An 11,543-nucleotide genomic window follows, 5' to 3' on the forward strand; every position below is an offset into this window, starting at 1 on the left:
GGAAATCCGCGCCGTCGGTTGGTGGCTGCGCCGGATAAAATCCGCCACACCCGACGTCATCGTCCCCCGAGCCGTATCGGGAATGATAACTTGCGCCTCAACAGCGGATCACCCGATTTCGACAACGATGCGACGGGGGCGAATCAGCACATGCACAACAAGGCTACGGCGGTGGCGGACGGCTCGGCAGCAATCACCGAAACCGCGGGCACGGAAACAACGTCGGCCCAGGAGGCGCCCACGGGCGCGAGCGAGCGAGAGGCGCCGCATTCCGGCGAGGAAGCCGACACTCCGCGGGGTCCCGCGGCGGACATCGCCGCAAGTGTGCGCGAGGGCTCGCTGACGCCGACCGAGGTCGTCGACGCGGCCATCGAACTCATCGCCGCGGAGGATGCGACGACCGGCGCGTTCAGCGTGGTGCGAGCCAAGCGCGCCGTCGCCGAGGCCATCGCGCTGGAACAGCGCACGGATCTGGACGTGCTGCCGCTGGCCGGTGTGCCGGTGGCGATCGAGCACAGCATCCCCGTGGCGGGCGAAACGGTGCTGTGCGGCTCGGAGGCGACCGACACCGGGCAGGCGACGGCCGACCATCCCGTGGTGCGCAGGCTGCGCGACGCGGGCGCGGTCGTCGTCGGGCTCACCACGGTGCCGGAGCTCGCTCTCTGGGCGACGACCGACGACAAGCGCAGGATCACCAGGAATCCGTGGGACATCAAACGCAGCACGGGCGGATCCTCCGGCGGCGCGGCCGCTGCAGTCGCGGCCGGGTTCGTTCCTGTGGCGCACGCCAACGACGGTCTCGGCTCGGTGCGCATTCCCGCGGCCTGCTGCGGCGTCTACGGAATCAAGCCGGGCAGGCACACCGTGCCCGCCGAGGTGGGTGTCGACTCCTGGGGCGGCATGGTGGAGAACGGTGTGCTCGCGACGACCGTCGGCGACGCCGCGCTCGCGCTCTCGGTCATGGCCGCCCGTCCGGACCTAGCCGACTTGGAACCGCCGGGCCGACTACGCATCGCGCTGGCCGTCACCCCACCCTCCCGGATGGCCCGCCTCGACCCGCACTGGGCCGAAGCCGCACAGAAAGCCGCGTCCGTCGCCGCGGCCGCGGGGCACCGGGTGGAGACGACAGCGCTGCCGTACGGCGACTCCGTGTTCGCGCTGCTGCTCCGCTGGCTGACGGTGGCGCTGCCGGAGTCGGCCACCCTCGCTCATCCCGAACGTCTGCAACCGCGCACCCGCCGTCATCTGGCGCTCGGCCGGTTCGTCCAGCGGCTCGGGCTGGTGCGCCCCGTACAGGTCGACCGGGTCGAAGCCCGGCTGCTCGAATTCTTCGAAGACTACGACGTGGTGATCACTCCCACGCTGGCTGCCGCGCCGCCGCGGGCGCGCGCCTGGCACCGCCGAGGCTGGCTCGCCAATGTGCTCACCGGCTTCCGCTTCTCGCCGTTCACGCCGATCTGGAATCTGGTCGGCTGGCCCGCCGCCTCCGTTCCGATGGGCATGCACCCGTACTCCGGCACGCCGGTCGCCGCCCAGCTGGCCGGTCCGCCCGGCAGCGAGGCCACCGTGCTGCGCCTGTCCGCGCAAATCGAACAGCTGCATCCCTGGCGGCGCACCGTGCGCTGACGGTGCGCCGGGAACCGTCTAGCTGGCCAGCTGTTGCTGCTGGGTGGAGAAGCCGCCCTCGACCGCGCGCGTCGCGAACTCCAGGATGGTCGGGCGACTGTCGTCGGCCCGCCACGCGACCGCGAGCTCGCACGGGGCCAGTCCGCTCAGCGGCCGTGCGGTCAAGCCCGGCCAGCGGTACATCGGCACGTTGTTCTCGGCGAGCAGGCAGACACCCAGACCGAGGCTCACGGCCTCGAGCTTGTCTTCGGGCGTCGCCGCCTCGGCGCCGATCTTGGGCTGGCGCCCATTGCGCGCGTCGTTGCCGAGCCAGAAGTCGCGCACCGCGCCCGCTTCGGAGGGCAGTGCGATGAACGGCTCTTCGAGCAGGTCGGCGAAATCGATGCTGTCCTGATCGGCGAGCGGGTGGTTCTCGGGCAGCAGCACCCAGCGTGGCTCGGTGCGCAGCACTTCCCAGCGGTACCGGTTCGGGTCCGGCAGCGGCAGCCAGACCAGGGCGAGGTCGGCCTGCCGACCGGCTAGGCCGCTGGACGGGTCGGTCCAGGAGGCGGCGTGCAGGGCCAGCCGGTGGCCGCTGGCGCTCTCCAGATCGTTGAGCAGTCCACGGCCGAGCGCGGACTGGATGCCGACGCGCAGCACCTCGCCCGCCTCCTGCAGGGAGACGTTGGTGACCTCCCAGAGTTCGAGGATCTTGCGTGCGCCTTCGAGCAGCTCCTTGCCCGCGACGGTCAGCGCGACACTGCGCTGGTTGCGGTCGAACAGGACCACGTCGAGCTGGCGTTCCAGCTGGCGGATCTGACGCGACAGAGTCGGTTGTGCGATATGCAGCCGCTGAGCGGCGTTGGTGAAATGCAGTTCCTCAGCGACGGCGACGAAATACCGCAGGTCGCGCAAATGCGGGTCCATAGCCCCTTGCTATCAGAATCAGTCCTCAATTTCCAGCCTTATCAGGCCGAAAAGTTTGGATACGGGTGCCGAAACAGTCGACAGGTTTGTTAGGGACAGCATATTGCCTGACGTGGTCATCTGCACCATCGGCTCGGCGAATTTCCGGCACCCGCCTCGGCTTTGCCGCCGCCAACATTCTTTGGTCGCTTGACCAGCGCTTATGTTACAGATCCGTGATCTGCGCGCGGGGTTGCCGGGGGTTATCCGCAAACCCAGTCACCGAACAGAAACCCGTCGCTGACCGGCCGTATCTTGTTACGCCCGAAAAGAGTGATATTGGTCACAATTTGACCGTATGGTTGCATAGAGCGAGTGACGGCGGCTGCCACCAGCCGTCCGCCGGGTGCGACATCCGGCACACACGACGAAGGCGCTGTGATCGACGGCAAACCGCGATCACAGCGCCTCCGGACCCGCCCGGGGTCTTACACGCCCCTGGCGCGCTCCTCGTAGGCCTTGCGCTTCTCGGCGTCGATGTCGTCGAGGAATGCGTGGCTCGAGCCGAGTGCCCGCGCTATGCCGTCGCCGACTGCCTCGGGCAGCAGGCCGACGACCTGGGAGATGATCCCGGCCACCGCGGTGACCCTGACCTTGGACCGCGGCGTCGCGATCAGCCCGACGATCGCGTCGGCGATCTCCTCCGGCTCGGCGGGGCGCAGCAGCTTCGGCCCGCTCACACCGGCGCCGAGCTCGGTGTTGGTCAGCGTGGGCAGCACCGAGGAGAAGCGCACGCCCGTGTCGCGGTACTCCTCGCGGAGGGTGTCGGTGAAGCCGAGCACCGCGTGCTTGCTGGCGTTGTACGTGGCAAGGCCGGGGATGTGCGTCTCGCCTGCGAGCGATGCGATGTTGATGACGTGCCCGCTGCGGCGCGGCAGCATCCTGGCCAGCGCCAGCTTGGAGCCCAGGATCACACCGTAGACGTTGATGTCCAGGATGCGGCGGGTGATCTGATCCGGCTCGTCGGCGAATTTGCCGGTCGGCATGATGCCCGCGTTGTTGATCAGCACATCGATCGGGCCGATGGTGCGCTCGACCTCGTCCAGGAAGGACTCGAACGAGGACGCGTCGGTGACGTCGAGCTTGCCGTACAGCTCGAAATCACGGGCCGCGCCGGATTCCTTGACGGTGGTCTCGTCGACATCGCCGATTGCGATCTTGGCGCCGAGCGCCTGCAACGCGGTGGCGGTCGCCAGCCCGATGCCGCGAGCGCCGCCGGTGATGACGACGACTTTGCCTCGGATCTTCGCCGGGTCGGTCACTTGTTGTCTCCCTTGAGTTTCAGCAGGGCGGGAAGGTCGACACGGCGCAGACCGCGCGCGCCCGCCGCGCGCATGGCGCCGAGCGCGGTGAGCAGCCTGGGGATCTGGTACGGGTGCCAGAACAGTTCCCGCTGCTGGGTCGGCAGGATCGGCTTGGTGATCGCCTGCTGGCGGCAGTACTTGCGCACGCCATGGGCGCCGCCCCAGCGCGCGCCGACGCCCGACAGGCCCCAGCCGCCCATCGGCAGCGCGTAGCTGAACAGGTTGGCGAAGACATCGTTGATGTTGACAGCGCCCGCGTTCAACTGGCGGGCGATGCGCTCGCCGCGATCCTTGTCGCCGGTCCACACCGAGGCCGACAGGCCGTAGATGGAATCGTTGGCCAGCCGGATCGCCTCGGCCTCGTCGGCGACCTTCATCACCGGCAGCGTCGGGCCGAAGGTCTCCTCGGCCACGCACGACATGCTGTGGTCCACGTCGACGAGCACCGTCGGCTCGAAGAACGTGCCCTGTCCGGTGCGCTTGCCGCCGGTGAGCACCTTCGCGCCCGCCGCGACCGCCTCCTCGACGTGGCGCTGCACGATGCTCACCTGGTTCTCGTTGGCCAGCGCGCCCACGTCGTGCTTCACCTCGCGACCGTCGATGCCCTGGCGCAGCGCCTTCACATTCGCGGTGAGCTTGGCGACGAATTCGTCGTAGACAGGCGCCTCCACGTAGACGCGCTCGACCGAGATGCACACCTGGCCCGCGTTGAACATGCCGCCGAAGGCGATGCCGTGCGCGGCGCGATCGAGGTCCGCGTCGGCGAGCACGATGGCCGGATCCTTGCCGCCGAGCTCGAGGCTGTACGGGACCATCCGCTCCACGCAGGCCGCCGCGATCTTGCGGCCGGTGGCAGTCGAGCCGGTGAACTGGATGTAATCGGCATTGCCGACCACCGCAGCGCCAGTCTCGCCCGCGCCGGTGACCACGGCGAATACCGGCGGCGCGCCGATTTCCGCCCAGCCCCTTGCCAATTCGAGCGCGGACAGCGGGGTGACCTCGGACGGCTTGAGGATCACCGCGGCGCCCGCGGCGAGCGCCGGGATCACGTCCATCACCGGCATGGCCAGCGGGAAGTTCCACGGGGTGATGACGCCGACCACCGGGTACGGACGGTAGACGGTGGTGAGCTTCTTGACCCGGGCCAGCGGGCTGTGCGGTGACGGGTGGTCGTCGGCGAGGAACTTGCCTGCGCGGCGTGCGTAGTAACCGATCAGGTCGGCGCCGAAGGACGGATCGATGAGGGCGTCGGCGCGCGGCTTGGAGGTTTCCGACTGGAGCACGTCGGCGAGATGCTCGGTGTTGTCGATCAGCCAGTCCTGGAGTTTCAGCAGCCATTCCTTGCGGCCCTCGGCGCCGATGGCCTCCCACTCCGGCTGGTAGAGCCGCAGCTCGCGCACCTTCGCCGCCACCTCGTCGGCGCTCTGCGCGGGCACCGTGCCGACGATCTGGCCGGTGCCGGGATTGCGCACCTCGATGACGGTCGGCGTCTTCTTCGCGGCGGCCGGTTTCCGCGCTGAGGTCTTCTTCGCCGCGCTCGGCGCGGACTCGGTGTTGGTCACTGCTGTTCTCCCACTGGCGTTGTGTGCACCGCAGACGCTCGGCGCTGTGAATCAGCTCACTGAACTATGAGCGTGACACAATGGCGGGTGAGATTCTTGGCCCATCTTGTCAATTGAAACGGGTCCGCTTGTGTCAAAAGTACAAAGTCTCGAGGGTGAATCCGGCGCCGCAGATCCGCGCGGCCGCATCGGGCCGAACAGCGCGGTGGTGCGCGACTGGCTGGCCGACTACGTCTTCGAGACGATGCGGACCGAGACGCTGGAGCAGGTCGTCGACCGGCTCGACGGCGCGATCGTGGCGCGCGTGCCCGAACTGGCCGACCGCGACATGAGCCGCGACCTCGCGGCGAGCACGCGGGCGCACGCCAGGACCATGCTGAGCGGCCTGACCAGCGACACCTTCGAATTCGCGCTACCGGAGGAGGCGCACGCCTTCGCCCGCACCATCGCGCGCCGCGGCTTCGACCTGCGGCTACTCCTGCGCACCTACCACGCGGGCATGGAGGCGGTGCTCGACTACATGACCGACGCCGTCGAGCAGCGCGACGTGCCGCAGGAGATCGAGCGGGCCGTCATGCTCCGGCTGTTCGAACGGTCCACCAAGTGGGTCAGCATGTCGGTGGAATTGCTGACCGACACCTACATGGAAGAGCGCGAGCGGGTGCTGCGCGCGGCGCTGAACCGGCGCACCGAGACCGTGCACGCGCTGCTGTCCGGCGAGGAGATGGACGCCGATCAGGCCTCGATCCGACTGGGCTACCGGCTCGGGCAGCAGCACCTGGCCTTCGTGCTGTGGACCGACGAATCCGAACCCGGCGGCGAGGGGGAGTCGACCGGGCTGCTCGACCGCGCCGCCGCCCGGGTGGCCGCCGAACTCGGCAGCGCGCGACTGCTCACCGTGCCCTCCGGAGCCAGCGGGATGTGGGCGTGGACCGGCCTCGACGATGCGGCGCACGCCGCCGGCCTCGCCGGTCCGGGAAAGCTCGAACGACTGCTCGCCGCCCACGTGTCCGCGCCGGTGCGTGTCGCTTTCGGGGTGCCCGCCGCGCGGGCGGGTGGATTCCGCTCGAGCCACCGGGAGGCGGTCGCGGCGCGGCACGTCGCGGAGCTGGCCCCCGGCGACGGACCGCGCGTCACCGCCTACCGCGACGTCGAGATCGCCTACCTCGCCGGATCGGACGTGGCCGCCATGCGCGGCCTGATCCACCGCGAGCTACGTGAACTCGCGGGCACCGACGCCACGGCCGTCCGGCTGCGCCGGACCCTGCACGCCTATCTCGCCAGTCACCGCAGCCCGGAGGCCACGGCGAAACTGCTCGGGGTACACAAGAACACCGTCCGCTACCGAATCCAGCGGATCGAGGAAATGCTCGGCCATCCGATCGAGCAGCGCGGCCTGCCGTTGGAGGTCGCGCTCGCCTGCGTCGAGGCCTACGGGGTCTAGATCCGCGCTAGTCCCTCCCGCTGGACCGCACCGGCGGTTCGGTGGACGGCGCGATCGAGGTGTCCGGCAGCTCGGCCAGCAGGGTCGTGGTCGCCGCGGCGATGGTAGCCACGGCTTTGTCCACGGCCGCTTTGGTCGTGCTGCTGAGGCCGGACACGCCACCGACCTTGCGCACATACTGCAGTGCGGCAGCATAGATTTCCTGCTCGGTAGCGGCAGGTTCCAGACCACGCAGGACGGTGATGCTCTTACACATGCGTGCACATTAGCCCTCTGTCCGCCGATGCGGCAGGGCAAGAAACGAGCGAGTCGAAAATAGGCTGCGAAGATGCGGCGCGTCGGGCGATTAGCACGGCTGGGAGCGGATCGATGGGGAACAATCGGAGGCATGCCTTCCCGCGGTATACCCACGTTGACGACCTTCCCGTACGAAGAGCTCGACAAGCGGGAAGAGGACCACTGGTCCGGTGCCGCGATATCCGACGACGAGCTGCGGGCCCTCGCGCTGGGCGGCTTCTACTCGTCGCGCTGGGACGCTTTCCACGACGCGCTGCTGCTCGGGCCCGAACGCGAGCATCCGCTCGGCGATCGCAGGGAACTGGCCATCGATACACTCACCGGCGCCTGGGGCATCACCGACGGCACCGAGGCGCAGGCCTCGATGGAACAGTTGCTGGACGGTATGCACGCCCCCCTTTACGCCATGGTGCACCCGCTCGTGATGGCCTCGATCAACGCAAGCGAACGCGACCGCTTCGGCGAGCGCGCCGACCGGCACCGCGCGTTCCTGCGTCAGGTCGGCTCGTTCCGCGGCATGGACAACCCCGAGGCGCTGGTGCGCGATTACGACATCTGGTCGCAGGCCATCAAGATCGGCTTCACCGACCACCTGGCTCGCCCGCTGCCCACCGACATCCACGCCTGGGACCTGGCCCGCGTCGTCGCGGTCTCCAGAATGGCGTTCACGGCCGGCTACCTGGATGCGGACGTGGCCTGGGGATATCTCATGCGCGCCCTCCCGCTGGCCCAGCGCAAATACCGCAACTGGCGCCAGTTCGGTGACGCCTACCTCGCGGGCTGGACCTACTGGCAGGCCTGCGAGGACCTCGCCGAACTCAAGAACGGCGGCGTGGACCGGCGCATGGAGCTGCTCCGCCTGTGGACTCGCCCGACCAGCCCCTGGCGCCGCATCGCGCTGAACGACAAGGGGCCGGACCAGGCCTGAGGGGTCAGGGAGTCGCTACGGAATCCGGCAGGGAGCGCAGGATCCCGCGACCGTAGCGCTGGAACTGGCCGTCGTCGACCATGCCGAGCGAATGCCGCTCGACGAGCAGTTCCCACTCCGAATACAACTGCGCCACACCGGGATCGGCGGGTCCAGCGGCGCCGTCGGCGGACTCGCGGCGGACCGCGAAGTTCACCGCGCAGGCCACCCGCTCGGTGTCGGCGCGGTCGGTGCCGGTGAAACGCAGCGTGACGTTGCCGTCGTGCACGTCGACGGAGGTCTCGCCGTGCATCGCGCCGATCTCGCCGGGAGCCACGGGCGCGCCCTCGGTGGACCTGGCCCACACCACCGCGGGGATGGGCAGCTCGTGCGCGTAGCGCTCGCCGGGGCCGATCGAGATGAACAGCAGCCGCCCGGTGGTCGCGGCGAGCAGGCCGGGGCCGGTGCCCGCGGGCGGGTGCGCCACGGTGACCGCGGTCTCCAGGACGTACTCGTCGGCCGTCACGTAACGATGCAGTGCCGCGATCGCCGGCTTGGCGTCGCGTCGCGGCGCCATCCTGCGCACCGCGCGATCCACGTCCGCGCGGGTCGGCCCGGTCTTGGTCCAGGTCGGCGCGGGCGGGTTCAGATCGGGCGCCGCGACGTCGATGCGCTGGGCGGCCATGATCTGCTCGTTGATCCGCTCCACGATCTCGCTCGCCGCGGGGACGTCGTGCTCGGCGATGAGCACGGGAAGCGGGGTGCGGTCGGCGGGCACCCCGGTGAGCACCGGGGTGGGGTACCGCAGGTAGATCTCGATGACGACGGCGTCGTCCGCGCGCCTGCTCAGCCGTACTTTGAGCAGGTCGGTGGTCGGCACGTCCAGGACGCGCTCACCCTCGCTACCCGGTCGCAGGACGATCAGCCGTCCGCGACCGTGGCGCACTATCGCTGTGGGTGTCCGTAGCTCGACTATGTCCATACCCCCTGCGCTCTGATCCGATGGGCGGCGTTCCCGGGGCTGTTCGTGGTTGTGCGAGCTGCCACCTCCGTGCCTGTCGCTCGCGCGCCGCATATCTCTATTCCGCGGCACCCCGTGCCCGTCGTTCACGCCGCTGTGTTGTGTCGTGTGTCGTGCGGCGCTCTCCGAGCTCTTCAGGTCCGCCGATGGGCCCGCCGATCACGCCGCGATGTTGTGTCGTCGCTCACGATAGGCCGAACATGCCATGATTGTGACCACTCGAGGTAAACCGGAGCGACGAACTCGGGAACCTCTGGCGTCCTCCGACCGTTTACCTGTCGAACTGCACCAACTGCCGAACTGCGCGATGTATCGAGTAGACCGTACGCGGTAACGTGGCTTGTCCGCATCCGAACCTTCCCGGAATCGGGGAGGACCCGGGCGGAATGCACCACGACGCGCCCGACGTTTCGCTAGGCAGAACCGGAGACACCGGAAAGGACTGGCCGCCCGGCCTACGCTCTATGAACCGCAAGACAGTGTTCCGCACCCTGGCAATAGTCTCGGGCATCTTGCTCGTGATCTATGCGTTCAGCTACTTCGGCGATGACACGCGCGGCTGGAAGAGCGTCGATACCTCGGTGGCGTTGAGCCAGCTGGACGACAAGGGCAACGTCAAGAACGTCCAGATCGACGACCGCGAGCAGCAGCTGCGCATCGAGCTGAACAACGGCAACGACGCTACCGATGGTCAGAACAAGATCATCGCGAAATTCCCCGGAGGCAGCGAGACCTCCGCGCAGATCTTCGACACCGTGCAGAAGTCCGGTGCGCCGTACAACACCGTGGTCAAGCAGGAGAGCTGGTTCACCCAGATCCTGCTGTTCGTGCTGCCGATGGTGATCCTGCTCGGCCTGTTCATCTTCGTGATGTCCCGCATGCAGGGCGGTGGCCGCGGCGGCATGATGGGCTTCGGCAAGTCCAAGGCCAAGCAGCTGTCCAAGGACATGCCCAAGACCACGTTCGCCGACGTGGCGGGCGCCGACGAGGCCGTCGAAGAGCTCTACGAAATCAAGGACTTCCTGCAGAATCCGGTGCGCTACCAGGCGCTCGGCGCGAAGATCCCCAAGGGCGTGCTGCTCTACGGCCCGCCCGGCACCGGTAAGACGCTGCTCGCGCGCGCCGTCGCCGGTGAGGCGGGTGTGCCCTTCTTCACCATTTCCGGCTCGGACTTCGTCGAGATGTTCGTCGGCGTCGGCGCCTCCCGCGTGCGCGACCTGTTCGAGCAGGCCAAGCAGAACAGCCCGTGCATCATCTTCGTCGACGAGATCGACGCGGTCGGCCGCCAGCGCGGCGCGGGCCTCGGCGGCGGTCACGACGAGCGCGAGCAGACGCTGAACCAGCTGCTCGTCGAGATGGACGGCTTCGGCGACCGCACCGGCATCATCCTGATCGCGGCGACCAACCGCCCCGACATCCTCGATCCCGCGCTGCTTCGCCCCGGCCGCTTCGACCGGCAGATCCCGGTGAGCAACCCCGACCTGGCCGGTCGCCGCGCGATCCTGCGGGTGCACTCGCAGGGCAAGCCGATCTCCACCGAGGCCGACCTGGACGGCCTGGCCAAGCGGACCGTCGGCATGTCCGGCGCGGACTTGGCGAACGTCATCAACGAGGCCGCGCTGCTCACCGCGCGCGAGAACGGCGCGGTCATCACCGGTGAGTCGCTGGAGGAATCCGTCGACCGCGTGATCGGCGGCCCGCGCCGCAAGAGCCGCATCATCAGCGAGCACGAGAAGAAGATCACCGCCTACCACGAGGGCGGCCACACGCTGGCCGCCTGGGCGATGCCCGACATCGAGCCGGTCTACAAGGTCACCATCCTGGCCCGCGGCCGCACCGGCGGCCACGCCATGACGGTGCCCGAGGACGACAAGGGCCTGATGACCCGCTCGGAGATGATCGCCCGCCTGGTCATGGCGATGGGCGGCCGCGCGGCCGAGGAGCTGGTGTTCCACGAGCCGACCACCGGCGCGTCCTCCGATATCGACCAGGCCACCAAGATCGCCCGCGCGATGGTCACCGAGTACGGCATGAGCGCGCGCCTCGGCGCGGTCCGCTACGGCCAGGAGCAGGGCGACCCGTTCCTCGGCCGGTCCATGGGCATGGGCTCGGATTACTCGCACGAGGTCGCCCGCGAGATCGACGAGGAGGTGCGCAACCTCATCGAGGCCGCGCACACCGAGGCGTGGGCGATCCTGAACGAGTACCGCGACGTGCTCGACGTGCTGGCCACCGCACTGCTGGAGCGCGAGACCCTGCACCGCAAGGATCTCGAGGAGCTCTTGGCCGCGGTGGAAAAGCGCCCGAGGATCACCGCGTTCAACGACTTCGGCGAGCGCGTCCCCTCGGACAAGCCGCCGGTGAAGACGCCGGGCGAGCTGGCCGCCGAACGCGGCGAGGCTTGGCCGCCGGAGCCGGTGCAGCCGTCGCTGGCGGC

9 protein-coding genes are annotated in these 11,543 nt (G+C 68.9%); 4 read left to right on the forward strand and 5 right to left on the reverse strand.

Annotated elements, in window-relative coordinates:
• Positions 1 to 150: 150 nt before the first annotated feature.
• Positions 151 to 1,626 carry an amidase gene (locus NL1_RS22585; RefSeq protein WP_084510863.1) on the forward strand — a complete coding sequence of 492 codons (1,476 nt, stop codon included), beginning with the start codon at positions 151 to 153 and terminating at the stop codon, positions 1,624 to 1,626.
• Between the two features lie 18 nt (positions 1,627 to 1,644).
• On the opposite strand, the gene NL1_RS22590 is transcribed toward NL1_RS22585, so the two are convergent.
• The 3 genes from NL1_RS22590 to NL1_RS22600 form a co-directional block, all read right to left on the reverse strand.
• Entirely contained in the window at positions 1,645 to 2,532 is an 888-nt protein-coding gene (locus tag NL1_RS22590) for a LysR family transcriptional regulator (protein WP_067842689.1), read from the reverse strand.
• Between the two features lie 467 nt (positions 2,533 to 2,999).
• A complete protein-coding gene (locus NL1_RS22595; RefSeq protein ID WP_067842692.1) occupies positions 3,000 to 3,833 on the reverse strand; it encodes an SDR family oxidoreductase in 834 nt (277 codons plus the stop codon).
• The gene (locus NL1_RS22600) at positions 3,830 to 5,437 is read right to left on the reverse strand and encodes an aldehyde dehydrogenase family protein (RefSeq protein ID WP_067842695.1); all 1,608 of its coding nucleotides are present in this window, start codon (positions 5,435 to 5,437) and stop codon (positions 3,830 to 3,832) included. The genes NL1_RS22595 and NL1_RS22600 overlap by 4 nt, the downstream gene beginning before the upstream one ends.
• A 130-nt stretch (positions 5,438 to 5,567) precedes the next feature.
• On the opposite strand from NL1_RS22600, the gene NL1_RS22605 reads away from it, so the two are divergent.
• Entirely contained in the window at positions 5,568 to 6,881 is a 1,314-nt protein-coding gene (locus NL1_RS22605) for a PucR family transcriptional regulator (protein WP_245673465.1), read from the forward strand.
• Between the two features lie 7 nt (positions 6,882 to 6,888).
• Here NL1_RS22605 and NL1_RS22610 read toward each other — a convergent pair whose 3' ends face one another.
• Complete coding sequence (locus tag NL1_RS22610) at positions 6,889 to 7,137, reverse strand: DUF2277 domain-containing protein (RefSeq protein WP_067842698.1); 249 nt, start codon at positions 7,135 to 7,137, stop codon at positions 6,889 to 6,891.
• A 132-nt stretch (positions 7,138 to 7,269) separates the two neighbouring features.
• Between NL1_RS22610 and NL1_RS22615 the strand changes: the two genes are divergently transcribed.
• Positions 7,270 to 8,106, forward strand: coding sequence for a DUF1266 domain-containing protein (locus NL1_RS22615; RefSeq protein WP_067842701.1), 837 nt, complete (start codon positions 7,270 to 7,272; stop codon positions 8,104 to 8,106).
• Between the two features lie 4 nt (positions 8,107 to 8,110).
• On the opposite strand, the gene NL1_RS22620 is transcribed toward NL1_RS22615, so the two are convergent.
• Positions 8,111 to 9,067: a hypothetical protein gene (locus NL1_RS22620; RefSeq protein ID WP_067842704.1), complete on the reverse strand. Its 957-nt coding sequence runs from the start codon at positions 9,065 to 9,067 to the stop codon at positions 8,111 to 8,113.
• Positions 9,068 to 9,570: 503 nt separating this feature from the next.
• On the opposite strand from NL1_RS22620, the gene ftsH reads away from it, so the two are divergent.
• The coding region (gene ftsH / locus NL1_RS22625; RefSeq protein WP_067842707.1) for an ATP-dependent zinc metalloprotease FtsH at positions 9,571 to 11,543 on the forward strand (1,973 nt) is incomplete at its 3' end.

Source organism: Nocardia lijiangensis NBRC 108240 (genome assembly GCF_001613045.1).
In the GTDB taxonomy this organism is placed as follows: Bacteria; Actinomycetota; Actinomycetes; order Mycobacteriales; family Mycobacteriaceae; genus Nocardia; species Nocardia lijiangensis.

Bases quoted from the DNA above. Each gene is read 5' to 3' on its own strand.
- NL1_RS22585 (WP_084510863.1), top strand. From the start codon at position 151: ATGCACAACAAGGCTACGGCGGTGGCGGACGGCTCGGCAGCAATCACC.
- NL1_RS22590 (WP_067842689.1), bottom strand. From the start codon at position 2,532: ATGGACCCGCATTTGCGCGACCTGCGGTATTTCGTCGCCGTCGCTGAG.
- NL1_RS22610 (WP_067842698.1), bottom strand. From the start codon at position 7,137: ATGTGTAAGAGCATCACCGTCCTGCGTGGTCTGGAACCTGCCGCTACC.
- NL1_RS22615 (WP_067842701.1), top strand. From the start codon at position 7,270: ATGCCTTCCCGCGGTATACCCACGTTGACGACCTTCCCGTACGAAGAG.
- NL1_RS22620 (WP_067842704.1), bottom strand. From the start codon at position 9,067: ATGGACATAGTCGAGCTACGGACACCCACAGCGATAGTGCGCCACGGT.